General features: G+C 63.3%; 18 protein-coding genes. 12 read left to right on the forward strand and 6 right to left on the reverse strand.

From position 1 onward, the window contains the following. Window positions 1-4: 4 nt before the first annotated feature. Window positions 5-925, reverse strand: a complete 921-nt coding sequence (locus ACO03V_RS15255) for a class I fructose-bisphosphate aldolase (RefSeq protein WP_423138187.1) — start codon at window positions 923-925, stop codon at window positions 5-7. Next, window positions 922-1,875 (reverse strand): 5-dehydro-2-deoxygluconokinase, encoded by a 954-nt coding sequence (gene iolC, locus ACO03V_RS15260; protein WP_423138188.1) that lies wholly within the window; start codon window positions 1,873-1,875, stop codon window positions 922-924. The genes ACO03V_RS15255 and iolC overlap by 4 nt, the downstream gene beginning before the upstream one ends. Before the next feature lie 174 nt (window positions 1,876-2,049). Between iolC and ACO03V_RS15265 the strand changes: the two genes are divergently transcribed. From ACO03V_RS15265 to ACO03V_RS15280, 4 genes are all read left to right on the forward strand, one after another. Further along, window positions 2,050-2,766, forward strand: coding sequence for a GntR family transcriptional regulator (locus ACO03V_RS15265; RefSeq protein ID WP_423138304.1), 717 nt, complete (start codon window positions 2,050-2,052; stop codon window positions 2,764-2,766). 119 nt (window positions 2,767-2,885) lie between these two features. Beyond that, window positions 2,886-3,908 carry a substrate-binding domain-containing protein gene (locus ACO03V_RS15270; RefSeq protein ID WP_423138189.1) on the forward strand — a complete coding sequence of 341 codons (1,023 nt, stop codon included), beginning with the start codon at window positions 2,886-2,888 and terminating at the stop codon, window positions 3,906-3,908. A gap of 119 nt (window positions 3,909-4,027) precedes the next feature. Further along, the gene (locus ACO03V_RS15275) at window positions 4,028-5,086 is read left to right on the forward strand and encodes an ABC transporter permease (protein WP_423138190.1); all 1,059 of its coding nucleotides are present in this window, start codon (window positions 4,028-4,030) and stop codon (window positions 5,084-5,086) included. Continuing rightward, a complete protein-coding gene (locus ACO03V_RS15280; protein ID WP_423138191.1) occupies window positions 5,083-5,859 on the forward strand; it encodes an ATP-binding cassette domain-containing protein in 777 nt (258 codons plus the stop codon). Before ACO03V_RS15275 ends, ACO03V_RS15280 begins: the two co-directional genes overlap by 4 nt. A gap of 2,245 nt (window positions 5,860-8,104) precedes the next feature. Here ACO03V_RS15280 and ACO03V_RS15285 read toward each other — a convergent pair. From ACO03V_RS15285 to ACO03V_RS15300, 4 genes are all read right to left on the reverse strand, one after another. Continuing rightward, window positions 8,105-12,280 (reverse strand): family 78 glycoside hydrolase catalytic domain, encoded by a 4,176-nt coding sequence (locus tag ACO03V_RS15285; protein ID WP_423138192.1) that lies wholly within the window; start codon window positions 12,278-12,280, stop codon window positions 8,105-8,107. Window positions 12,281-12,598: 318 nt separating this feature from the next. Continuing rightward, window positions 12,599-13,990: an ATP-binding protein gene (locus tag ACO03V_RS15290; RefSeq protein ID WP_423138193.1), complete on the reverse strand. Its 1,392-nt coding sequence runs from the start codon at window positions 13,988-13,990 to the stop codon at window positions 12,599-12,601. A gap of 1,172 nt (window positions 13,991-15,162) precedes the next feature. Then, entirely contained in the window at window positions 15,163-15,819 is a 657-nt protein-coding gene (locus tag ACO03V_RS15295) for a GntR family transcriptional regulator (protein WP_423138194.1), read from the reverse strand. A gap of 76 nt (window positions 15,820-15,895) precedes the next feature. Continuing rightward, window positions 15,896-17,221 carry an MFS transporter gene (locus ACO03V_RS15300; protein WP_423138195.1) on the reverse strand — a complete coding sequence of 442 codons (1,326 nt, stop codon included), beginning with the start codon at window positions 17,219-17,221 and terminating at the stop codon, window positions 15,896-15,898. A 166-nt stretch (window positions 17,222-17,387) separates the two neighbouring features. Here ACO03V_RS15300 and ACO03V_RS15305 point away from each other — a divergent pair, with 166 nt between their 5' ends. From ACO03V_RS15305 to ACO03V_RS15340, 8 genes are all read left to right on the forward strand, one after another. Further along, entirely contained in the window at window positions 17,388-18,158 is a 771-nt protein-coding gene (locus ACO03V_RS15305) for an SDR family NAD(P)-dependent oxidoreductase (RefSeq protein WP_423138196.1), read from the forward strand. A gap of 15 nt (window positions 18,159-18,173) precedes the next feature. Further along, a complete protein-coding gene (locus tag ACO03V_RS15310) occupies window positions 18,174-19,049 on the forward strand; it encodes a transketolase (protein ID WP_423138197.1) in 876 nt (291 codons plus the stop codon). Then, on the forward strand, window positions 19,046-20,035 hold the full coding sequence (locus tag ACO03V_RS15315) for a transketolase family protein (protein WP_423138198.1): 990 nt from the start codon (window positions 19,046-19,048) through the stop codon (window positions 20,033-20,035). Before ACO03V_RS15310 ends, ACO03V_RS15315 begins: the two co-directional genes overlap by 4 nt. Before the next feature lie 22 nt (window positions 20,036-20,057). Next, window positions 20,058-20,420: an ArsR/SmtB family transcription factor gene (locus ACO03V_RS15320; RefSeq protein WP_423138305.1), complete on the forward strand. Its 363-nt coding sequence runs from the start codon at window positions 20,058-20,060 to the stop codon at window positions 20,418-20,420. Window positions 20,421-20,428: 8 nt separating this feature from the next. Next, entirely contained in the window at window positions 20,429-20,704 is a 276-nt protein-coding gene (locus tag ACO03V_RS15325; RefSeq protein WP_423138199.1) for a kinase/pyrophosphorylase, read from the forward strand. A 527-nt stretch (window positions 20,705-21,231) separates the two neighbouring features. Next, complete coding sequence (locus ACO03V_RS15330; protein WP_423138200.1) at window positions 21,232-21,774, forward strand: hypothetical protein; 543 nt, start codon at window positions 21,232-21,234, stop codon at window positions 21,772-21,774. Between the two features lie 341 nt (window positions 21,775-22,115). Further along, complete coding sequence (locus tag ACO03V_RS15335; RefSeq protein ID WP_423138201.1) at window positions 22,116-22,349, forward strand: hypothetical protein; 234 nt, start codon at window positions 22,116-22,118, stop codon at window positions 22,347-22,349. A 535-nt stretch (window positions 22,350-22,884) separates the two neighbouring features. Beyond that, window positions 22,885-24,840, forward strand: a complete 1,956-nt coding sequence (locus tag ACO03V_RS15340; RefSeq protein ID WP_423138202.1) for a hypothetical protein — start codon at window positions 22,885-22,887, stop codon at window positions 24,838-24,840. Window positions 24,841-25,031: the final 191 nt, after the last annotated feature.

Consider the following 25,031-nt stretch of genomic DNA (forward strand, 5'->3'; position numbering starts at 1 on the left):
TGAGTTAGGAAGCGACGGGGGCGGATGCGGATGCGGGGTGGACGAGGTTGGCGGCGGTATCGACCGCCCGCGCGACGTCACCGTCGGGTGGGTACAACAGGGTGCGTCCCACAGTGAGACCGCGGACGCCGGGGAGGGTCAATGCGTCCTCCCAGGAGGCGAAAGTTTCGTCGGGGTCGACGCCGGCATCTCCACCCAGGAGAAGGGTGGGCAAGGTCGTGGAGGCCATCACTCGCTCCATGTCCGGAACGACGGGGAGTTTCATCCAGGTGTAGGCCGACGAGGCCCCGAGGCCGGCGGCGATGGCGACCGAGAGAATGACCGCGTCCGTGGACAGGTCGTTCACGATGCGCCCGTCCGACCAGGTGCTCATAAAGGGCTCGAGCATGATCGGCAGGCCGGACGCCGCCGCTTGCGTGACGGCTTCGGCCGTGGCTTGAAGGGTTGCGGCGGTTCCCGCATCCCCGAGATTGACTCGCACGAGGGTCTTCGCGAAATCGATCCCCGCGTGGACCATCTCGTCCACGGTGTACGCACCGTAGCGGTCGTCCATCTCGAACGATGCTCCGCGGAGCCCACCTCGGTTCATGGACCCGACGACGATCTTGCCGTCCAGGAGCCCGAGAGCGGCGAGGTCGTCGATGATGTCCGGGGTACCGAGGACACCGTCGACGCCCGGCCGCGCCAGAGCGGTCGCGAGTCGGTCCAGCAGGTCGTAGCGGTCTGCCATGGCCGTGGGGTTGGCTCCGACTCCCAGCGCCCCGCGTGCGGGGTGGTCGGCCGCTACGATGAAGAGCCGGCCATCACCGCCTAGCAGATCTCGGCGTGTTCGGTTGATCAGGGATTGTGCGATGAGCTCGGGCTGACCGGCTCGGATGGAGCGCAGTCGTTCGAAGTCTTCGGTGGTCAAGGTGATGCCAGTCATCGGCGAGCCTCCTGCAGGTGGTCGAGTACCTCGGCCTCAGTTGGCATGGCGGTCGAGCATTCGCGTCGGGAGGCGACGAGGGCACCTGCGACGTTGGCGAATCGCAGAATGCGCTCCAGGTCCCAGCCGGACAGCAGCCCGTGGCAGAGCGCTCCCCCGAATGCGTCTCCGGCCCCGAGGCCATTGACGACGTCGACGAAGTATGGCGGGACTTCGACAGACTCGTCGGCTGTCTTGGCGAGAACACCACGAGGACCCTGTTTGACGATGGCGAGCGATACGCCACGCTCAAGAAGCGCATCGGCAGCTCGCTGCGGGTCTGTCTCCCCCACGGCTACCTCGCATTCCTCGCGATTGCCGACCGCCACCGTGACGTGCTGCAACGCCTCGCTCACGCGCTCGGACGCCTGCGTGGGGGTTTCCCAGAACATGGGCCGGTAGTCCAGGTCCAGGATCGTGTGCTCGGACCGATTCCGACGTGCCCAGGCCTGCAGGTGCGTGCCGTAGCTCGGTTCCTGCGATAGTCCCGTGACGGTCGCCCACAGGATGCGGGCACCCTCGATGTCGAGCCCGTTCAGCTGATCAGGCGAGATGTTCAGATCGGGGGCCTTGGGCTCTCGGTAGAAGTAGAGCGGGAAGTCATCCGGCGGGAAGATCTCGCAGAACGTCACCGGCGTCGGGAATGCCTCATCGGCCGTCACCGCGCGGTTATCCACGCCGAGGCGGTCGAGCTCGCGGTGCAGATAACGACCGAAAGGATCCTGTCCCGTTCGGGAAACCAGCGCCACGTCTTGCCCGTACCGAGCAGCGGCGACCGCGACATTCGCAGCACTTCCTCCGAGATACTTGCCGAAGGTGGTGACTTCTTCCAGGCCGACGCCGTCCTGCAGGGGGTAGATGTCGACGCCGAGGCGTCCCATGACGATGACGTTGTGCGTGCGCTTTGTCATACTCCGATGTACAACTTCCTCGTGAATCCGACTATGTCCTAACAATAACACATTGAACCCGCGGGTCGTCGAGGATCGTCCCATGTGACAAACACATCTTCGATGTAACATTGTCGAGACATAGGAGGTGCCGTGGGCAACGACATCCATTGGCCAGACCATCTCTTCGAAGACATGGACCGCACCGGACCGGTACCGCTGTACTTCCAGGTCTCATCCCGACTGGAGGCCGCGATCCGTTCGGGCGAGATTCCTCCGGGCGGACGCCTCGAGAACGAGATCGCTATCGGTCAGCGGCTCGGCCTATCGCGACCGACGGTCCGGCGCGCCATTCAAGAGCTCGTGGACCGCGGCTTGCTCGTGCGACGACGGGGCATTGGCACGCAGGTTGTCCAAGGCCAGGTGACCCGGCAGGTCGAGCTCACGAGCTTGTTCGACGACCTGCAGAACACCCAGCACACGCCTGGGACCACGGTCCTCACGCACGAAGTCGTGCCGGCGCCGACGAATGTGGCCTCCCACCTGGGCGTACCCGAAGGCTCCGACGTGCTGCACGTCCGCCGACTGCGCACCGCAGACGGATCACCAGTCGCCATCCTGGAGAACTTCTTCCCCGCCGAGGTGACCGAGCTCACGCGCGAAGAACTGGAACAGCGCGGGCTCTACCAAGTGCTCCGCGCACGCGGGATCGCCATCCGTGTTGCCAATCAGAGGATCGGGGCGCGCCGCGCGCACGATGACGAGGGCGGGCTTTTGGAAATCGACCGCGATGGACCCGTCCTCATGATGGAGCGCACTGCCTTCGACGGCGCCGGTCAGGCAATCGAGTTCGGAGTGCACATCTACCGGCCCGACCGGTACAGCTTTGAAACCACGCTCGTGGCGAAGTGACGCGTCGAGAACTTTGTCATGACATTCTATTGACAGTCTGACAGCTGCATCCTACGCTCTGGCTCACCAACGAAGGTAAGCCGGAGCCCGTGCTCCGAGCACGAAAGGATCACGACGTCGTGACACGCATACACAGCACCCGGTCGGTCATCGCCCTGACGATGGCCGCAGCTGCAGCTCTCACCCTCTCGGCATGCGCCGCGGACGGCGGCGCAACCAGTACCGAAAGCGGCCTCGAAAGCGGATACGGCGCCCGCGCCGAAAACCGCTCCGCTTACTTCTTCACCTACTACAACCCCGCGAGCGACTCCTTCTGGGCACAGATCCTGCAAGGCGGGGAGGACGCCGCGCAGCTGGGTGGGCTGAGCCTCACGCATCAGACCGCCGAAGGCGACCCCGACAAGATGGTCGATCTTGTGCAGACAGCCATCGCCACGGCGCCCTCCCTCATCTTCATGCCGTTCAACGAGGGTGAGAAATGGGTAGGTGTCGCCTGCGACGCCCACGACGCGGGTATCACCGTGGTCGCCTACAACGTTCCCGCACCCGAGTCCGCGGCAGAGTGCGTCTCCGGATTCGTGGGCCAGGACTTCTTCGAAGTCGGCGAAATCGTAGGGGAGCGACTCGTCGACGAGGCCAGCTTGTCTTCCGGGGACAAGGTGCTGCTCCCGGCAGAGGAGCCGGAGCAGAACTACGCGATCCGACGCGGCGGCGGCGTCCAGGAATCCCTCGACCAGGTCGGTGCCACCGGTGAGTTCCTGCGCACCTCCGGAAATGACGAAGAGGCGCTGAACGCCCTGACGGCGTGGCTGACGGCGAACCCGGACGTGAAGGCCATTGCCCCTCTCGGCGGAACTCCGCATCGCAACATCGTCGCTGCGATGGAAGCCGCGGGGGTCAAGGTCCCCGTCGTGGGCTTTGACACCTCCCCACAGGTGGTGGCGGGCATCAAGAGCGGCGACATCATCGCCACCGCCGACCAGCAGGGTTACGTGCAGGGTTTCCAGTCGGTCACCGAGGGTGTGCTCTACCTGGACTTCGGGCTGTCCCCTTCCGTCATCAACTCCGGTGGTCAGGGACTGATTGACAGCACGAACGTCAACTTCCTCGAAGACGACGCCCTCGAGGGCGTCCGCTTCTGAAACCGCGGGGGTCCTGCACCGGGCTGCGGGACCCCCGTTCATACCCTCACTCTTCGAAAGGCACCGTCATGTCCCACCCCGTGGACGAGCGACCTCCCACAAACTCAACGTCTGAGCATGTGCTCACCGCCCCCGCCCCCACCGAGGCCGTCCTGAGCGGGCGCCGCCTCCGCGACAATCAGCCCCACGGCCTCGCTGGCCGGTTCCGTGACAACCTCCGTTACAGCCGCGGACGAGGCGCCCTGGAGATCGGCGTCATCTTCGTGCTGGTCCTCCTGGGCTTCATCATCGCTGGCACGGTCGCGCCCGCCGCATTCCCCTTCCTCTCCCCCAGCAACCTCTCCGGCGTCATCTCCCAGTCCATCCCCGTCCTGGCGCTGCTCGGTGTCGCAGCGGGGATCCTGATGGTGGCCGGCGAATTCGACCTGTCCTTGGGTGCGAACATCGGCTTCACCGCCATCATCTTCATCAATGTCTCCGAAGCCGCCGGGTGGCCCATCGGCATCGTGGCGGGGCTTGCCGCATCGACTTCCATCGCCCTGGTGAACGGACTCATCGTGGTCCTCACCAAAATCCCCTCATTCATCGCCACACTGGGGATGGGTTTCTTCTGGGTGGGGGCGAGCATATTCGTCAACGGCACCTCACCCGCCATCCTGGTCGACGCCAAAGATGACACTCTCACGACTCTGTTCGCCGGAGACTTCGGCCTCTTCCGCTCACAGCTCCTCTGGCTCATCGGCCTCGGCGCCCTCGCCTGGCTGTTCCTGCACCGACACAAGCTCGGCAACCACATCTACGCCGTCGGAGGCAACCCCTCCGCAGCCAAGGCCATCTCGATCAAGCCCACCAGCGTCCGGCTACTCGCCTTCGCGGTGTTCGGCCTCCTCGTCGGCTTCGCCACCATCCTCATCTCCGTCCGCACCGGGTCAATGCAACCCGGCAGCACAGACGACTACACCCTCATGGCCATCGCCGCCGCCGTCGTCGGAGGATGCTCCCTCAACGGCGGAAGGGGCTCGGTCATCGGAATGGTCATCGGCGCGGCCCTCATCCGCCTCATCGAGAACGGCCTCATCCTCGCCAAGGCCCCCGGCTTCTACATCCAGCTGTTCGTCGGATTGATCATCGTCATCGCGGCCATCTTCAACAAGCTCATGGAAGGAAAGGCGTCATGACCGACGACTACCTGCTCCGCCTGGACGGCGTCACCAAACGCTACGGCGCCAACACCGTTCTGAAAGACGTCTCATTCGACATCGGCCGCGGCGAGGTTGTCGGCCTACTTGGCGACAACGGCGCCGGCAAATCCACCCTCGTGAAGATCATGTCGGGCGTTGTTCCCATGACCTCAGGGGCCTATTCCTGGGCGGGAGACGTGGTTCCGCACGTCACCCGTCCGGTCACGGAAGCCCTCGGAGTGGAGACCATCTTCCAGGACTCGGCACTGGTCCCGCAGATGTCCATCACCCGCAACATCTTCATGGGGCGAGAAATCACAAACCGTCTCGGACTCATGAAGCTGAAGCAGATGGACGAGATCGCGACCGAAATCCTCGACACCGTGGTCACCATCGAAGGCATCAAAAGCTCGAAGCAGCTCGTGTCCTCTCTTTCTGGCGGCCAGGCGCAAGCGGTCGCCATCGCACGAGCTGTCCACTTCAAACGCAGCCTGCTCATCCTCGACGAACCAACCTCCGCTCTCGCTGTACGCGCAACCGAAGCACTGCTCGACTACCTTCGCCACCTCAAGACCGAAGGAGTCAGCTCCATCCTCGTCACGCACAACCTGCATCACGCGTACCAGGTATGCGACCGGCACATCGTGATGAATCACGGACGCAAGATTCTCGACGTTCGACGAGAGGACACCACGGTTGAGGAACTGACTGCAGCCGTTGTTGGCGGTGAGGTCGGACTCCAGCGCCTCCGCGCCGACAGCTCCGCCTGAATACAGCGCGCTAAATCGCGTAGGCGATAGAGACGCTCACGAAGCCTCCAGATTCATGGTCGGGGCCGGTGGACTTGACGGCACCGGCCCCGAGCGTGCTTCCCGAAGCGGTCAGCACGGAACTGGATAGTCCCCGTTGCCCACTCCTGCTCAAATTCGCATGTATCGACCCCACCCAGGTAAACGGCTCGCTCGAACGCCTCGAGTAACACCGCCGCCCTCAGGAACGGAGTCGTAGACAGCGTGGGAGCAGCCGCGGCATGTCAGCAGATCGCCGCGGGAAGTGGGGCCGCATCGGGCGGATGAGCTGATAGGAGCAGAGTCGCGTGTGGCGCCCTTGCTTCGGTCTCGCTTACTCTCGTGATGTGCCCGTCGCGCACTCGTCCGAGTCCACCGGCCGGCATGACGCAGACGAGTTCGCGAGCAGGCTCGTTCTGCCCCCTCCACCTACCGACAGAGACATCGACGGTTTCTGCCTAGCACCGGTTCTTGATTCGGCGACATGGTGTGAGAACTGCCACGACCATGCGCGAGTATTGGCGCACCCCCCTACGGCTGTGGTCGCAGTGTCGCTGTACCATCGCGACACAGAGCTGCGCGAATAGGTCACCGGATACAAGCCAGACCTCGCAGCCGCGCATGAGCCGTCTTCCGTCGACGAGCAGCAGGCACGGTTTGCACTGCGCGCGATCACGGAACGCTTTTTCCGCCCCAACCGCTGGTTGACCGCAGATGTAGACCAGATCGTAATGGTCCCGTCCACACGGAGGGCACCGCCACACCCCCTCGAACTACTACTCGAGGGCTTAGACGGGTCAGCGTGCTCTCCCGCGGCGGCTTGCGACGCACTACGGCCACATTCGGTCCCCGTACATCCAACCCAGGCGCTCACGTCGCGGAGCCCGACCTGGAAAACAAGAGCCAGTACCCCACCACTCGAATAAATCGGCGCTACTGCCACCACCCCTGGTGCAGTTGCAGAAATAGGCTGGTCTAGCGCCGAATCCGTCTGTCTCAGACTCGCCCTCAGAGCCGTCGGCTCGACTCTTGCGCTGCCGGCTCGATCCGACTCTTGTCGCTGAGATAGTCGCGAAGTACCAATCCGGCGCGACGACTCCATCCCTCTGTGTGGAGTACACCCTCTCGAAGGGCGGCCTGCTGAAGCTACTGCGCGATGAGGGAGTTCGACTTCGATGCCAGCCCCTCAGTGACGAGCAGGTCAACGAAGCGCTGTTCTCTACGACGGCGGCATCTCCCTCGCAGCTATCGCCATACACTTCGACGTCAGCTACAACGGCGTCCGACAAGCCTTCGTTCGGGCAGGTGTAGAGCGTCGACCTCGCGGTGGGAAGCGAGCCTAGGCGGCCTTCGAGTTGTCGCCGGCTTGTCGCCGCAGCTCGTTGTCTGCGTGCTCTAGTAGTGCCGACGCGAGTTTCTCGTAATCGATAGTGGGATGTACGAGCGCACGCACTGGATGTTGAGATCCTTCGAGCGACGGTTCCGCCGTCTGCCGCTCGCGTCAGCGGGGCAACCGCGCGCAATGTCAGGTCTCGAGTTCCGACGGCGCGGGGATCGTGAACACTGCCATGCCCGCGAGCTGATCGCTCGGGATGTCGGGAAGCTCGCCCGTTCTAAGGAAGCGCTGCACATACTCCGGCGGGGCGGTGCGCAACCCGTGTGGATGGATCGTCCCCTTCAAATTACACTCGTGTAACTCCAGCAGGCGGGTAACCCCTGGATTTCTAGCCCAGCTTTCTCATAGTTATGCCCGTAGGCGCCGAGCGACCCTCCAGCCCAGGTCGTTCTCGGCCATCGCGGTGCACTTCGATGTCAGCTACAACGGTGTGCGGCAAGCTCTCATTCGTGCAGGTGTGAAACGTCGCCCTCGAGGGGGTGACTACCGGTGACCGAGCTCGGATAAGGGGGTTTGTTGTGCCAACCATGTATGCCGAGACCTTCCACGGCTTTGAATTGGCTTGTTATTGCGAGGACGAGCCGCAGGCGCCGATCTACACTAAGCCGCTCATGAGACGAAATTGATCAGCGCGACCCGGATGTCCGACGTCGACGGCAGGAGTTCGTTTGGTCTGCATCCAGTCGCACCAACCCGAAGCGGCTTCCAGCGATTGTAGGCGTCTTACGCCGGGGGGCTTACCAGGATGGGGGACCGGAAATTCGGCGTCCGCTCACCTCGGCGAGTCGGTTCGCGTGAAACGAGTCGCCGAGGTGAGCTGGCCGTGAGCTGTTACCTCACCTTCACCACCATAGTCTCGGATGAAGTCTCCCCCACAGCATTCACCAAGATCAGCGTATAGCGATAACTTCCTGCTGCCCGACCGGTGACGAATGTGGTCGTCTTCTGGGCGGCCGGCGTAGCGGATGTGAGTGACTTCTCGTCGATGAGGACATCATTCTCAAGAAGACGATACGAGGTAGCGTTCGTCCCCCACCACATATTACCCGTGACAGTGTAGGCACCGTCTCCATCCCAGTTGTCGTTACTCAGGACGGCTTTGCCTGGGGCGGCATTAGTCACCTGGACGACCAAAGACTTCGTTGCCGTTGAGCCTCTGGCATTAATCAGCTCACCAGTGTACGTGTAGGTACCGTTTGCTTTACCTTCGACCAATACACTCACCTTCTGCGCCTTCGGCGTCTCTGGGCTGGGGTAATCGGTCGCGATAAGTTTGCCGTTCTCATACAGCCGGAACATGCCGCCATTTGAGCCCCACCACATATCCATCACGACGCTATAGGTACCGCCACGCAGACCTGTTGTGTGGCCTTGGTCGGTCGAAAGCACGCCGACTCCGGGTGCGGATTTGCTGCCTTCTTCAGGGAAGACGGTCACAGTGGTGGTGACCTCGGTGCTGAGCCCAGCATTGTCGACGGCGCGCGCGGTGATGACAACATCCCCTCGACGACCCTTGAGATCGATCGATTGGGTGGCGTCGACCACTTGGTCGTCGACAGTCGCGGTGAACGAGCGCACACCATACCCGTCATCCGTGGCGAGTATCTTCAGCGGCTGGTTGTCCGGGATCAGAGATCCGGTGTCGGGCAGGCCGGTGATGATCGGAGCAGTCTCGTCCATTGGTGAGGTCGGGCCTCCGTCCGGGCACGCATCAAGCAGACGCTCGTCGGTCCGCGGGCCGGTGCCGGGCTCAAGGCTCAGCACGTGGCAACCGGCGGGCACATCGTCCACCCGCAGATACCCGCGTTCCCATGTCGCCGGGGTCGCACGACCGTCCAGGTAGACAATCGGTTCGCGATCTTCGGCTGCTCCAGGAACAAAGGCGCGCGCAACGGTGTTTCCAGGGACGTGGACAGCGATGTCGGTTCGCCCGTCGTGAGTGTGGTGGGCGACGCCAATCGAACCCTTCAGGGTGGGTAGTCGAACTGATGCCCATTCGACAGCGGCTGGTTGGGGACGGACGTCGAAGGTCGCATAGCCCGGAACTGTGGGGCGGATTCCAAACATGCCTTGCGGAATGTTGTACGCCGGCGATGCAGCCCAAGGGTGAGAGTACGTCAGATTACCTTTGAGAGTAGAGTCCCAGGCTTCAGCGGTCGCCCCCGCGCCTTTGTTTATCATGTTCATCCAGCTTCGCAGTCCGGTACTCGTAAGCATCGCGTGCGCAACATCGGCTCGGTCCCCGTCGTAGAGCGCCTCAAGGACGAAGGCCGCGCAGTACACGCTGCATGCCATTCCCCGCGACTCGATGTATGACGCAGCCTGCGCCGCGCGCTGTTCGTCGGCAAGACCAAAGGCCGTTGCGAATACCGTTGCCTGGATCGCGAAATGATCGATCGATGAGCCGTCGGCATTGAGCCCGTCGCGCCATGCCCCCTTCGTTGTGTCGAAAAGACGCTCATTGGCCGCCGAACGCAGACGTTGGGCAATCGCGGTGAACTCTGCGGCATCGTCATTTTTACCCAGCGCGGTCGCGATAGCAGCCATGTCGACGTAGCTCTGATGGCCTATGGCGTTGATGACCGTGTTGTACGGCCGGAAGACGTAGCCGTCCCGCTCGCTGCCGGGCCAGTCGACGATGTCACAATCCGTGCAGCTGTTGGCTCCGTTCGATCCGGAGTTCTTGCGAATCAGACCTGTACTTGGTTCAACCCAGCGAGTAGGAAGCTTTGCCTTGAGACTGTTGTAATTCCGGGCCAACGCAGTGGTATCACCTGTTTGCGTGTAACTGTCGTGGAACGCGAGGATGGTATACATGGGCCATTCCGTGGGCCACGTTCGACCGGTCAGAAGGTACTCCAACGAGTAGTTGCCGAGTGTGGGATCGTCTGAAACGTAGAAGTTCGCCATCATTTGCAGATACGAGTCGGCTTCGTAGGCGTCGCGTTCTCGCGTCCAGGAGTCGACATATAGGTTGTGGTTCGTCGCGTCTACCGTGTGACGTGACAGCTCCCACACCTTGACCAAGTTGTCATCGGACGAGGAGAACGCTGCACCCTCGGGGTCAAACGGATAAACTTGTGCCAGCGCAGGGAAGTCGTTTGCGGTCAGACCTGTCGGGGCCCCTTGGACCTCCGCGTAGCGAAATACTCGCATTCCCCACGTCTCGAGCTGCTGACGTCCGTCGCGAAGAGTCCACTTGTCCTGGTAGGTGTTGCCGGTGTTCATCGCGAATCGCACGGTTTCCGGAGCGGACAGCACTTCACCGAAACGCAGGTCAAGGATCTGACCATTGACTCCTTCGAGGTCGAGGCTCAGCCCGCCGATCCAGGTACGTCCGTAATCGAGGAAGTAGTTGCCCGGCGATTTCTCGACGATCCGCTCGGGCAGCTGCAACTGTTGCGTCACTTTGGCGGTCGGAGTTGCTTCGAGATCGGAGAAAACGTTCTTGGCTTCAGCCCGCGTCCACCGCGAGTCGTCGAAGCCAGGCTCCGAGAACCCAGTGGGGTATGACGCGGCATTGATGTTTTCTTTCGGAGCTGTGAAGTATTGGGTGCCGATACTGCCGGCCGCGGGGAATACCCGACTGCCATTGAGCGTTTTCCAATCCGTCGTCGTACCGAACGTTTCGCGGGAACCATCGGAGTACTCGACCACAAGGTGAGACTGAAAGCGCTTGTCAGTCGTCGTGTAGGCGAGAGCACCGAGGCTGTTGGTTGTCCCGCGTCGCAGGAGGCCGGTCACGTCGAAGCCGTCGTACCTCGTCTCACGCGCAATCGGCTGCGTCGGCCCCAGGCCGACGAACTCCCCGTTCAACCACATCTTGTACACGAACTGACGGGTGGGTGCAGTAGAAGCTGCGGTGGCGTAAACAGTAGCCCAAGCAATATCTTTATCGGCGATGTCTACATCACCGCGGAAGAAAGCCCAGTCGGTGGACCCCGCCGAGTAAATGCAGTTCTGACCGGACCCTACGGCAAGGCGGCCGTCCACCGTCAACGCACACGGAAAATCCGCGGACGCAGCGTCGAAGTTGTCTGAGTACAGAGAGCCACCATCCGCTGAAGTGACCCGAAGATTATCCCAGGAATTTCTTTCTGAGCCTCCGGTGCGGAATCCGAAGTAACCTGTCGCGTAAGAGTCAGGCACGGCCGTTTCGTCGATCTTTCGGTCGTTGAGGAACGTGCTGATGCGGTTTCCGGACGCAATGATCTTGAACCTGTAAGTGGTGCCATTGATCAAAGACTCGCCCAACGGGACAGACTTCAGCTGCGTGAACGAGTTTCCCGCGCGGGTGTGTGGCGCAAGAGTATTGGCTCCGTTCCCACGAAACTGCCACATTAGATAGTTGCTTGAATCCCGAGCTCGCAGAACGATCGTTGCGTTCTGCGCTTCCACCCGGAAATCGCCCTCCACGGTGTAATCCGACCATGTGGCTGCGTTCGGGGCCCAAATAGGTGTCGTTCCCGTCCATTCATCCGTTGCCGTCCCGAAGCGAGACGGAGCGGACCACGGGGACACAACATCGCCATCCCAGGTGCGGACCCGCCATACGTATCCTTCCGCAGGCGTGAGAGCGGGACCGGCGTAGGCAACGTTGGTACTGGCTGAAGATTCGACTCGCGCGGAATCCCAAACTGGGGCGCGAGACAGATCAGACTCGTTCAACGCGAGCTGTACCTGGTAGGCGCTCTGACGTGCAGAGCCCACGCGCCATCCGAGTAGGGGTGCCGACAGATCGGCGACATCGCGGGGTGAGGGCAATTGATTGACAGTCAGCGATTCTGGCGCCTCCGAGGACTCCATCGCCACAGCCACATCGCCACCCGACAGCGGGGACACGCCAGGAACGGTCACTGACGCGAGTAGGACGGCCATAGTCAGCACACCGATTCGGCGCAGGCTTAGTTTCATCAACGGGCTCCTTCGTCCGGTGAAACGTTTCAGGTTGCGTCGAATGTACACCAGACTGCGCATGAGGGCAACGAACCTGAAGCACTTCGCCATCGTCTAGGAATTTTCGCGTCGAACTGAAGCAAGCCGACTACTGGTGCGGGCGTCCGCTGCCGGGATCACCGATGATCAAGACGGAAGCTTGAGAGACACGTGGCAGCCACCACCGACGCACTTCACGACGCCGACGACCGGCGGCATTCGATGAGCATGAGGACGGTCTACGGTTGTGGCGCGTCACCGCACCGGTAGCACCTCGAGGCGCGGCTCCTCACCTTCGCCCAGCACCAGACCGCGGCCATGCGGCAGCATCTTCCCCGACCGATTCCTGCGACTTCGACCCGGGTTTTACACTTGACCGCACCGCTCGTGTCACCCCAGCTGCTCAGCCACTCCGTCGCTGGCGCGAATGCGCAACGTGAAGGCGACGCCCGACGGCGTGTTTGCGACGGTGATGGCACCGCCGCTCGCCTTCATTATCGACCGACTGACCGCGAGTCCAATCCCCGTACCCGGAGTACTGTTCTTGACATTCGTTCCGCGGTAGAAGCGGTCGAAGATCCGTTCCATGTCGAGTGGCTCGATGGACGGCCCATCATTTCCCACCGAGACCTCGACGAAAGAGTGCGCAGCCACGGCGGAAACTCTGATGGTACTGCCCCCAGGTGAATACTTCACGGCATTACCTAGCACGTTCCCTAGCACCTCGACAAACCCGTCTCTATCCATGAGACCTGTAAGGCTTGCGGGCACGTCGACGATCCACTTCCGTGCGACACCGTCTTGCGTTCCTCGGGCGACATCGACGCCAGACTCGATCAAGTCACTCAAATCCAACCGCTCTATCCGCGCCTCCGTGAGGTCCCGCATGCCGTTCAGCATCGATGAGCTGAGCGCTATCAAGTGTTCGGCATTGCGCGCGATAACTCGGAGGGGACCGCGCACTTCCGGGGCAGCCTCACGGTCGATAATGATGTCGACATAGCCGACGATCGAGGTCAACGGCGTGCGCAGCTGATGAGACAGCGTCGCCATCGCATCTTCTCGTTCGCGCGCCGCTCTCACAATCTCCGTCACATCCTGAGCGATGAGTGCTGAACCCATGTCGGAAGCGTCTTCGCGACGCAACTGATGGCCAGATACGAGAATCGCAGACTGATCCCCCGGCGGACCTACCCAGATGAGTTCCGAGTCGATCTCGCGTCCATCGAGGAAGCGATTCAGAGGTTGCGCGTCCTCGGGCAATAACGTGGATTGGTCCTTGCCATATATCTGACTGTCCGTAAGCTCTGATGCGCCTCCCGAGTAGCCACCCAGAACGCTGAGGCGCTGATTCTTAAGGAGTGGCTTTCCGTCGACGTCGAGGATGAGTATCCCTGCATTGACTGTGTCAGCAAATGAACGAAGGATGAGCGAAAGCCGTTCGACATCATCCAAAGCAGCGCTCCGTTTAGCAATAGCGCTGTCACGTTCAGCGCTAGCGCTAAGATAGCGACGAGCGATTACATAGCCAAGGACGGCGGAGAGCGGTATGACGACCGCAAAGACCATCGCTGAGGCCAATTCTCCTTCATTCCCTCCGACGAGAACGAGAGGGGCGAACGCAATTGCGTATGAACCCAAGATCGCTACCACGAGACCCAGTCGCCCGCCGACCATTGCCAGCCAAACGGCCGGCACGCTTGCCAGCGCGGCAGACGCCTGCAGCTCCGGGTAAAGCGCCGCCGATAGATAGCCAACCCCAATTAGATTCAACGTTGCCATGACTGACTGCCAACGAACATGGATTCGTTCCCATGGCATCGAAACACTAGCGACGGTCGCCAAGAGAATGAGGCCAGCCCCCGCACAAAGCGGCAGTCGGTCGATCACTAAACCGCAACTCAAGGCGACAGCGACGATAAGCGCAGAACAGACGGTGACCGGTAACTGAGTCCTGACCAGAAGACCGAGACGCGGCCATCGGTCGGATGAAATGGCTAGCGTGTGCGGCACCCCAATGTGTCCCCTCTAGCGTGTACGGCCTGCGCGCGCACACGCAGTTGGAGAACTATATAGGAGTCGCCCCCTATGGTGGGGCCCCGCACGCGCGGCCGCTGCTGGCCTAGACGGAACCTCGGTCACACGCCAGCGGTGAGATGACACCAGAGCCCTCCCCCAGAAGTAGGTCCAGCCCACCGCAACTCGAACGGATCGGTACTTCTGCAGCCACCCCTGGCATTAGTACGCCCCGAACCCCAAGTGGTCAGCCGACCGCCCCTGATGGCCAGCCGTCACTGCGCCGACCGGGGTTATTCCTGGTGTGCCCGGTGTATCCATCCTTGGCTCACCGCAAGTTGTTGACCTCATCAGCGCGAGAAATATCGACCTCACGAGCGCACCTGCGGGGGCAACGAATATCCGAACTTCAATCACAGCTGACACGCCCGGTCAACTTTCGTGGGGGACGGATCTGGGTGGCGATAACCCCTCGGCGTCCTGGTCTAACAACGATTTCCTCAACGGCTCGGCTTCGACGAGCTACGACTTTCCCCTTTACGACACAACGAAACTCTCGGCATATCGCCGTCAGGTCGTTTGAAGGGGACTATGACCGTTCAGTTCGCGAACTACACCCCTACCCACCTGGAAATTAACGAGGCTGGGCAGACTTATGGCGTAAAGGTCGGCCCCGAGGAGCGCCCAGATTCGCTTCATGTGAGCGGCCGCGACCGAAACAAGCAGATTGGAGGAAGGCGGCGAACCTAACCCCGTCTACGAATCCGACGGACGCACCCAAGTGGGGGCTTCACACCGCCCCACGCGTCGAAACGCGGGCAGGTCTTCTCCACCTGAGTTGCCGCTACCAGTCCGGGCTTCGTGGGCCGTCCATCCCGCCGGTGATTGAGTCCCGCCGATGAAGGATCACTCCCAGTTCGGTGGGCGAACCGCACGAATCAGGACGTGGTGAGCACGCCGACGGCGGCGCGCATGTGCGACTCAACCGCGTCAGTCGCCTCCCCCACGTCTCCGGTCTCGATGGCGCGAACGATATCGAGGTGTCGCTCGACGTTGATGTTCTCGAGAGCTCTATCAACGCCGGCGTGAGTGATTGACATCTGAATCGAGGCAACTAGACCTTCCCACGCTCGCACCAACGAGTCGTTGCCGGTGAGACGGCAGAGTTCCCGGTGAAAATCCAAGTCGGCCAGCATTCTGTCGTTGAGCGACTTGCTCTTGTCGGGGGCCATAGCTTGCGCCGCAGAGGCGAGCGTTTCAACGAGGGCGGTCCTGTCCTCTCGCGCCGCCAAAAGGCTCACCGCAAGGGCCTCCAGCGCGGAGCGGACCTGAAAGAGTCCGACGAGCTCCGGTTCAGACATGCGTCTAACGAGAAGCCTGCCGCGGGGCCCGGGGGTCAGGAGCCCCTCTAGTTCAAGGGTGCGCATCGCCTCGCGAAGGGTGCCCCGGCTGATCCCAAGGCGCGCCGCCATGTCGACCTCGGAGACATGCGCCCCTTGTTCGAGCTCGCCGGAAATGATGGCCGAGCGCAGTGCTACGACCGCTCGGTCACGCAGTGTCGTTCGCTCGAGCCCCAGGATGGAGGACGCGCTCATATAGCCTCCCGTCTCACCCATTCTACGGATGAGAATGGGCTGCCCGTCACCGGGCAGCCCATTCGCGCACTCTTTGCTACCGGGCCTCTGTAAGTGCTGCCTGTCGCACGTAGTCCCGCTGCTCACGCGACCAGGTCTCCCGTGTCACCAAGGCGGACACCAGCCCGACCAGGGCGTAGAACGAAAACAGCGCCGCAGGCCCAACCCACCCGAACCACCCGAAAAGAAGTGTCGTGACGAACGGGGTGAACCCGGACACCATGGCGGAAATTTGGTACGCAAGCGACGCGCCGGAGGTTCGTGTGTTGGCATTGAACAGCTCCGGGAACCACGGGCCCTGCACTCCGGCGAGGGCGTTCTGGAACACCGCGTACGACAGAACGATCACCACCACCACGAGCGGATAGACAGCTGTGTTGACTCCCGCGAACATGAGGAACCCCCAGAACACCGCGAGGGCGCACACCACGATGTAGAGCGGTCGGCGTCCGATCTTGTCCGTTAGACGCGCCCAGCCCCAGGTGGCGAAGACGCCAACGCCGGCGGCGATGGACAGAGCCGTAAGCGTCTGCCAGCTCTCGGTGATCTGGTTCGTGTTGAGGTAGGAAATCAGATACGTGATGGACACGGCGTATCCAGCTGTCTCGGCAACGCGGAGACCGATGCCGCGCAGGATGTTCGACCAGTCGGTCTTGAGCACCTCAATCAGAGGTGCCTTCAGGATCGCACCCGACGCCTTCACATCCTCGAAGACCGGCGACTCGGGCACCTTGGACCGGATGATGAGTCCGACGAAGACGAGAATGATGCTGGCGAGGAACGGCACACGCCATGCCCAGTCACCGGGCAGGTGAACACTGAAGAGGAACACGAGGTTGGCCAGGAGTAGGCCCACCGGGAAGCCGGCCTGCACGATGCCGGTAAAACCGCCCTTAGCGCGCCAGGGGGCGTGCTCGTAGGTCATCAGGATCGCGCCACCCCATTCGGCGCCGAACGCGAGGCCCTGAATGATGCGCACTGTCACAAGAAGTATCGGTGCCAGGATGCCGGCGACTTCGTAGGTCGGGAGGAACCCGATGGCGAAAGTGGCCAGTCCCATGATGATCAGGGAGGCGACCAGGACGGGCTTTCGTCCGACGCGGTCGCCGAGATGCCCGCCGATGATGCCTCCGATGGGCCGGGCAGCGAATCCGACACCCAACGTTGCAAATGACAGGAGCACTCCTGTGACCGGGTCACCGCCTGGGAAGAAAACCGTACCGAAGTAGAGGGCTGCGGCCGTGCCGAAGCCGATGAAGTCGTAGGTCTCGATCACGGCCCCGACGCCGGAGCCCACGGCTACCCGTCGGGCTTGTTTTGTTCCTTGAACCGGGCCGCGCATGGCGACGGTGTCTTGGCTCATCCTTGCGCCTTTCTCACATCATTGTGCGCCGCCGAGATGGCGACGTGGCAAGTATCACCACCGCTCACGTGGCTGTCAACAGTAAAACAGTTCGACTGTTGCCACCGCCGCTAGACGTGGGTTACAGTCGCCTCGCCGCGATGACGCGGCCGAAGGAAGGTTCGTAATGACGACCAATCACACAGCAGTGATCACCGGTGCCGCCGCCGAGCGTGGTATCGGACAAGCGACCGCTCAGGCCTACGCAAAGGCCGGCTGGTCGGTAGTGATCCTGGACCTGGATGGCGACGCAGCGGCAAACGTCGCGGACGGTCTCGGCCGCGAATTCAGCATCTCTGCACTCGGCGCCCAGGTGGATGTTTCCGACGAGGCAAGTGTGGCCGAGGCGTCGGCCGTCATCGAGGCGGCGGTGGAGGACGGACGCATTCCCCCGGTTGGTGCCCTCGCGAACATCGCGGGCATCACCTCGCCGGTGCCTTTCCTGGACACAACCCTCGAGCAGTGGAACCGCGTCATGGCGGTCAACGCCACCGGCACCTACCTCATGACGCGCGCCCTCCTTCCCGCGATGCTGGAGCTGGGCTACGGACGAATCGTGAACATGTCGTCGGTGTCGGCACAGCGCGGAGGCGGGGTCTTCGGAAAGGTCCCGTACTCCTCCGCGAAGGCCGCAGTGCTCGGCTTCACGAAGGCTCTGGCCCGCGAACTCGCGGACTCCGGCGTCACCGTCAACGCCGTCGCGCCCGGAGCAGTGGACACCAACATCCGCGTCGGTTCCACCGACGCCCAGGAGCAGGCCATCGTCGATGCCATCCCGCTGGGCCGCACGGCTACGCCAGAGGAGGTTGCCGATGTCATCGTCTTCCTTTCGAGCGATGCAGCCTCCTATCTCCAGGGCACAACCATCGACATCAACGGCGGCAGCCACCTTCACTGACGGGGAGAGAAGACCATGACAACCACCACGGGCACCGAAGCGTCGCTGACCGAGCGCGTGCGCGAGGTGCGCGAGAGCGCACAACGCATCCGCTTGAACGCTCTGCACATGGGCGAAGTCCAGGGGCAGGGTTACATCGGCCAGGCCCTCGGCGCAGCCGACGTGCTCGCGGCCGTCTACGGCGACCAGCTGCGGTACAAGGCTGATGACCCGCACTGGCCGCACCGCGACCGGTTCCTTCTCTCGACCGGGCACTACGCCATCGCCCTTTACGCCGCGCTAGCCGAAGCCGGCATCATCCCCCTCGCCGAGCTGGACACCTACGGCTCGGACGAGTCGCGCCTGCCCATGTCCGGGATGGCGAGTTACACCCCGGGAATGGAAATTTCCGGCGGGTCGCTCGGCCATGGTCTGACCGTCGCCGTCGGAATGGCGCTGGGGCTCCGGCACACCCAGAACGACGCGCGAGTAATCAACTTCCTCTCAGACGGAGAGTTGAACGAAGGCTCAACGTGGGAAGCAGCGATGGGCGCCGCCTCGCACCAACTGGGAAACCTGACCGCTCTAGTGGACATGAACGCCCTGCAGGCTGACGGGGCGACCGCCTCGGTGCTATCCATCGAACCCGCACACGAGAAGTGGGAGGCGTTCGGCTGGAACGTGCGGCGGGTGAACGGAAACGACCCCGAAGAAATCCTGCGCGCCTTCGACTCCCTCCCCTATCGCCAGCCTGTGGGACGCCCCTCTGTGATCCTTTGCGACGTAACCGTCGGGAAGGGCGTGCCGCTGCTGGAGCAGCGACAAAAAAACCACTTCATGCGGATCGACGAGCACGAATGGGCAGTATGCCGCGAACAGCTCATCCGCACCTACGAGGAGAAGCAGCGATGACCACCTCCACGCCCACCAAGCTGAAGACCTCGGCGATGATTGCATCCTTCGCCGACCCCGGCCAGCGAACCGCGCCGGCCCCCTTCGGGCACGCATTGGCGGACCTCGCCCGCACCAACGAGCGTGTGGTCGGGTTGAGCGCCGACCTGGCCAAGTACACCGACATGCACATCTTCCGCAACGCACACCCGGAGCGATTTTTCCAGATGGGGATGGCGGAACAGCTGCTATTCGGCGCGGCGGCGGGGATGGCTGAGGTCGGCCTTGTCCCATTCGCGTCGACCTACTCGGTCTTCGCCGCACGCCGGGCCTATGACTTCATCTGCCTCGACATCGCCGAGCCCAACCTCAACGTGAACATCATCGGAGGCCTGCCCGGCCTCACCACCGGGTACGGACCCAGCCACCAGGCGACAGAGGACATTGCCATCTTCCGCGGCACGCCCAACCTGACCATCATCGACCCCTGCGACTCCGTCGATATCGCCGCCGCCGTCCCTCAGATGGCCGCCACCCCCGGACCCACCTACCTCCGGCTCCTTCGAGGGAATGTGCCGACGGTCTTGGACGAGTACGACTACACCTTCGAGCTCGGCAAAGCGAAGGTCGTCCGCCCCGGGAACGACGTCCTCCTCATCTCCAGTGGTCTCATGACCATGCGGGCACTCCAGACAGCCGAGCGCCTGGCCGCAGACAACATCGACGTCGCCGTTCTGCACGCGCCGACCATCAAGCCGTTCGACGAGGACACGGTACTCCGCGAACTGGACACGCCCCGCCTCGCTCTCACCCTGGAAAACCACACCACGGTGGGCGGGCTCTTCGAAACGGTGGCATCCGCGCTCGTTCGTCATGGCAGCACGCGACAGGTTCACGCTGTGGCACTTCCTGACAAGTTCCTCGCCGCCGGCGCGCTGCCCACCCTTCACCAGAGGTACGGTTTGGCGACCGACGCCATCTGCGCCCGCATTCAAGGTCTGCTCTGACGTGTGAGTGCGCCAGATGACGATGCACACAGACCCCCCGGGAGGCGATGCGCCGACAGAAGGATGGGAACTGGTGGACAGGGTCTTTCGCTGCCTCGCCGATGCGGACCGCCGCGCAATCTTGAACGTTTTCCTCGAAATTTCCGAGACGGAGGAGTTGACGGTGAATCAGGTCGCCCTGCAAGCCCAGCTCCCCCGGACCTGCACCTCGCGCCATCTCCGAGTCCTCCGACATGCCGGGCTTCTCACCATCCGACGAGCCGGGACACGGTCGTGGCACGCCCTTCGGCCCGACGGCTTCGACGGAGTCGATGACTGGTTGCTTCCCTTCGTGAGCCGAGGCGCGGTCTTGCATCCACTTGCGACGGGGCGCGCTGACTACTGAGGGAGTTTGTGTCGCATGGTCTCACCTTCAATGTCGTCTGGTGGGCAGAACGCGGCTCGCAAGGCGCGGCGCCCTCCGTCCCGCGAACCGTGTTCTTCGTTTCCGATAGCACCGGGATCACCGCCGAGACTCTGGGCAATGCGCTCCTGGCCGACTTCCCGAGCGCACGACTCGAACGACATACGGTGCCCTTCTTTAGCAGTAATGCCACCGCCGACGCGGTCGTTGCCCGCCTGCGCCGCGCCGCAGCAGCCGGGTACGCCCCAATCGTTTTGCCACGGTGAAGGACCCGGACATTCGTAGCGTCTCGCGGAGGCGTCCACGGTCGTCATCGACCTCCTCGCTGGGCATCTCACACAATTGGAGATTGAGCTGGGGCGCGACAGCCGAAACACGCGCAGATCGATATCACGGACTAGGCGACCTCGAGCAGTACTTCCGTCGTATGCGAGCGGTCGAGGAGGTGGCGAATTAGCCCGGGCCCCGCCCTCCACGGCACCATGCCGTCGTACGTCTCACGCGAGGACGACACCTGCCAGCGCGGCGCTAGCAAGATCGTCGAGCCGCTCCTTCGACCTGGTAGCCCGCATCATCGCGGAGGCACGCAGCACCAAAGCGTGGAGCGAGTGACGCGGCATCCACCCAGCGTTGAGCTACGCCCCCGCTCATGTTGACCTCGCGGGGCCCCCTTTCAGATTCGACTCGAAGGTGAATGTTTGTCCCTGCTCCCCCATCGCCGCCTAACCTGTTGACGTGGTTGACATCTGCATCGATTTATTTTGGGTTGACATGGTTGACACGGAAGGTCGGAATGGTCGGCGCTCAGGATGACGGTCAGCGAGAGCACGCGGCCACTGACGAGCTTCTCGCCGCCGTGCGCGCCCGGCTCGATCCGCTCATCCGCGACGGGGCGAAGGTGAGCGCGCTGGGCCACGCTGACGCCGTCGCCGCAGACATCGTCGCCCGCCTCGGTCTTGTCAAGAATCCATGGGCAGACATCGTCGGGCCGTGCTACGCGAGCGGTGGACTGCAGAAGGAGCTCGGGGTGGGACGCGCCGCCCTCTCCAAGGCCGTGCGCGAGCGTCGAGCTCTCCGCCTCGACACCTCCGACCGACGAACGCTCTACCCCGCATTTCAAGTCCGCGGCCGCGCTCTCGTTTCCGGGCTCGCTGAGGTGCTCACAACACTCGAGAGCGGCACGGACGACCCGTGGGCGTGGGCGCACTGGCTCAACACTCCCCTGGCCGGGGCGACAGGGCGTATGTCGGCGCGCCCCATTGACCGCCTCGCTGACGGAGACCTTGCCGGTGTAGTGGCCGCGGCCCGCTTTGCTGCCGAGGCGTGGGCAAGTTGAAATCGTCCCTCCCCGCCAAGTACGCGACTCGAGGCGATAGCGAACGCCTGCGGCCGCGACTCGTGGTCTGGCGGCATCGCTGAGTTAACGCACTGCCAGTGGCGTGGGCCAGGATGGTGAGGTTTCCCGTTGTCCCCCCCTCCCCCCCCGGGGGGGTGTTGCACGGGTTCCGCTCGACGACCTGACAACCACTGCCGCGGTTTTCCGTTTTCGTAATCGCAACACGCCGACGTGATTGCCGTTTCCAAAACAGATCGACCAGCATGCTTAGCGTCATGGGAAGACCACGTAAGGGTGACCGGGTCGCGATTGCTGCGAAACCGGAGCGTCCGCTCGCTGAAGTGATCCAGCGAAACGCGACGCTGTTGCACATGAGCTACGGGGACTACATCGTCTACCTCGCGGCTATGCAGCTTCGCATGCCGGAACACGCGCCCCAGCCCGGCGTGACCGGCGACATGCTCGAAGAGCTGCGCGTGGAGTTCCCCGACTTGTCACAGCCTGTGCCGGCAGCTCCGCTGACGGCGCTCCCCCGACCGACCAGCAAGGAGCTGCCGACGCAGATCGCCAGCTAAGGAAAAGGGGCCCCGTCCGAAGACGGGGCCCCTCGATGAAATTCGCCAGACCGTAGCGACCAAACCAAAGTCTGGATACCACCCGAGCAGCCTCAGGAGGTGCTCTCATGCTAACCAAAACCCCGCACGGCGGGGCGGATTCGCGTGCCCACGTCGGCGTGTCGCGCGAAGTTCCCCTCAGCATGGCCCGGTTGAGCGTCGTTCCCGGCCCCTCCGAGTCGACCCCGGAGGATCGAGGCCACACGCCTCTCCCCCGTCGCGCCACGGCGCGCACCCAGACCGGTCTTACCGCAGAGACCTTCGTTCTCGGCCAGGCAAGCTGCCTGCCGACCCTCACCGTAACGACGGGAGCTCGTCATGTGACGCGTCTATAGACGACATCGGGCCCTTTGCACCGGCAAGTGCAAGGGCCCTGAGGTCAATCTGTTCGCTCATCCGACCGGGAGTTTGGCGACCGAAGGTCAGTTCGAGCTGGTGTTCAGTTCATCCCCTTGGCAAGGGGCGTTTGTCTTACCTCCGAGGAGGTGATATCGCCATGGTAACCCCCATCCGGGGGCGCGGTCGAGCATTGACGCTCGCCGACCCCACCGGCGTGTCGCCGTACTCCCTCGACGAGGTCTGGGCAATCACCCGCCGCCTCTCCCCCCGGGATGACGTTCGTGCGGCCGCCCGCGCCGCCAGTGGCGAGGTGCTCAACGCCTACGACAAGCTCTGGCCCCTGAACGAGGCCCCTCCGTCGACTACATGGGCAATCTTCCTGGCCGACGACGACCTCCGCTTCCGCTACCTCTGCTTCGACTTCGATGCATCCGCCGGCGACGCCGCGAGCGACGCAAACCGCTTCACGTACTGGCTCGAGCAGCTCAACATCCCCCACCTGCTGTGCCTGTCTGGCCCCACCGGCGGACGCCACGTCTGGGTTCACCTCGACGTACCCGCCGACGCCGACGCCGTCCGCGCCATCGCCTACCTCACTCGAAGCCTGTTCCCTTCCCTGGACCTGGCCCCGCTGACCAACCCCAAAGCTGGCTGCGTCCGCCCTCCTTACGCTCCTCACCGCGCCGGTGGACACTCGGCGCCGGTCGCCGACCTGGCCGCGATCACCGACCACGCCGCCGACGAGGACGCCCCCGGCCAGCTGCACGCCCTGCTCGTCGACCTCGGCGCAGAGCTGCCCGCACCATCGACCGAGGACCTGCACAACGTCGTCCGTGACGACGCCGGCAAGCCCCGGATTCGCGGCCGCCGCCGGCCCCTGTCGATGGCCATGGACTCCGTGCTGCACAGTGACGCCGGCCCAGACGCGTCTCACACGCTGGTGAGGATCCTCGCGGCCGCCGCCCACGCCCGCTGGAGCTACCAGGACATCCGCGGGCAGGTCCACAGCGCACTCGGTCTCGAACACGCCCGTACCCGCCGTGTCGGGGCCACACGCCAGCGGCGCAGCGAACACCAGATAGACAAGGTGTTGACCGCCGCATGGGAGTACGCCGTCCGCTACGTCGCCTCCCACCCGCTCAGCGCCTCAGGAGACGACGAGGACTACCGGCAGCGCACCGCGACCGTCACCGCCACCGTCCAGCGCGCTCTCACCCGCGCTGACGCCCTCCCCGGCATCTGGGCGACCCACAACAGCCGCGTCGAAGGCTCCCACGCTCAGCGAGTTGTCCTGGACGCCATCTGCCTGTACATGCTGCAGAGCTCCCAGCACACCGTCGAAGCCGACGTCCGCCGCCTCAGCGCCGACACCGGCTACGGGCGCACAACGGTGTCCCGAGCTCTCCGCGCGCTCACCGGGGACGACGGCGCGGGCGGCTGGCTCGACGTCGTCTCGGACGCCGAGGGAGTGCACGCCAAGCGTTACCGGCTGGCTACACGCTTCTCCACAGAGGAACTGGTACAAGAACGGACACAAGCGCATACGCGCGCCCTAGCCAACGCCCTCCCGCTCTCCCAAGCCCTCATCAGAGACATCAGCACCCGGCTGGAACTGTTCGCACACGATGTCTTCACCGCGCCTCGCAGCATGGGCAGGAACGCGGGGTTGATCTACAAGCACACCCCGGCGGACGGCAGCGCCACCCTCGTCGACCTTGCGTACCGAACGGGGCTGGACTCAGACGTCCTACGTCGTCGGGTCGACGAGTTGACCGCAGCAGGCCTCGTTGAGCGCACTGGCGGCGGATGGCGACGTCTCTCCCCCACTGTCCGAGACTTCGTCGCGCGCGGACGCGGTGTGGATGGCTACCTCGACCAACGCCGCGCCCGATACGACGAAGAACGGCTTGTGTGGGCGTGGTGGCTTGCTGAGGTCACATGGATGGAGCGACGAGCGAAACACCGGCGAGGGAGGAAGTCCTACTGGAACGAATCCGACCGACCTGACTACGCCGCATACCCACGAGGGCCCACCAAACGGCGAGACCACAAGAAGGCGCGCGAGCTCGTCCGTGCCGGCTACCTCGAGCAGGGGCTCGCTCTTGCCGCTTGACGCCACGGACGCCAACGGATGTGGTCGTTGCGGACGGTTTGGCCTGCTGCCGAGGTCCTCGTCGGCGCGGAGTTGTCGTGGCTGTTAGGTCGACTGCTGGCCTACGTCCGCAAACGTCTCGCCAGCGGACCGTCGAACATGCTGGGCACGGCGACGCCGTGAGGTGCGCGGTTACGCGGTCGAGCCGCCGA

This window comes from Microbacterium sp. HMH0099 (assembly GCF_049384025.1).
Taxonomy (GTDB): Bacteria; Actinomycetota; Actinomycetes; order Actinomycetales; family Microbacteriaceae; genus Microbacterium.

What these genes read in the sequence shown, in the direction of transcription:
- ACO03V_RS15305 (WP_423138196.1), top strand. Translation starts at nt 17,388, where the DNA reads ATGACGACCAATCACACAGCAGTGATCACCGGTGCCGCCGCCGAGCGT.
- ACO03V_RS15320 (WP_423138305.1), top strand. Translation starts at nt 20,058, where the DNA reads ATGCACACAGACCCCCCGGGAGGCGATGCGCCGACAGAAGGATGGGAA.
- ACO03V_RS15265 (WP_423138304.1), top strand. Translation starts at nt 2,050, where the DNA reads ATGGACCGCACCGGACCGGTACCGCTGTACTTCCAGGTCTCATCCCGA.
- ACO03V_RS15290 (WP_423138193.1), bottom strand. Translation starts at nt 13,990, where the DNA reads ATGGCAACGTTGAATCTAATTGGGGTTGGCTATCTATCGGCGGCGCTT.
- ACO03V_RS15340 (WP_423138202.1), top strand. Translation starts at nt 22,885, where the DNA reads ATGGTAACCCCCATCCGGGGGCGCGGTCGAGCATTGACGCTCGCCGAC.
- ACO03V_RS15280 (WP_423138191.1), top strand. Translation starts at nt 5,083, where the DNA reads ATGACCGACGACTACCTGCTCCGCCTGGACGGCGTCACCAAACGCTAC.
- ACO03V_RS15300 (WP_423138195.1), bottom strand. Translation starts at nt 17,221, where the DNA reads ATGAGCCAAGACACCGTCGCCATGCGCGGCCCGGTTCAAGGAACAAAA.
- ACO03V_RS15315 (WP_423138198.1), top strand. Translation starts at nt 19,046, where the DNA reads ATGACCACCTCCACGCCCACCAAGCTGAAGACCTCGGCGATGATTGCA.
- ACO03V_RS15330 (WP_423138200.1), top strand. Translation starts at nt 21,232, where the DNA reads ATGGTCGGCGCTCAGGATGACGGTCAGCGAGAGCACGCGGCCACTGAC.
- ACO03V_RS15295 (WP_423138194.1), bottom strand. Translation starts at nt 15,819, where the DNA reads ATGAGCGCGTCCTCCATCCTGGGGCTCGAGCGAACGACACTGCGTGAC.
- ACO03V_RS15255 (WP_423138187.1), bottom strand. Translation starts at nt 925, where the DNA reads ATGACTGGCATCACCTTGACCACCGAAGACTTCGAACGACTGCGCTCC.
- ACO03V_RS15285 (WP_423138192.1), bottom strand. Translation starts at nt 12,280, where the DNA reads ATGGCGAAGTGCTTCAGGTTCGTTGCCCTCATGCGCAGTCTGGTGTAC.
- iolC (WP_423138188.1), bottom strand. Translation starts at nt 1,875, where the DNA reads ATGACAAAGCGCACGCACAACGTCATCGTCATGGGACGCCTCGGCGTC.
- ACO03V_RS15310 (WP_423138197.1), top strand. Translation starts at nt 18,174, where the DNA reads ATGACAACCACCACGGGCACCGAAGCGTCGCTGACCGAGCGCGTGCGC.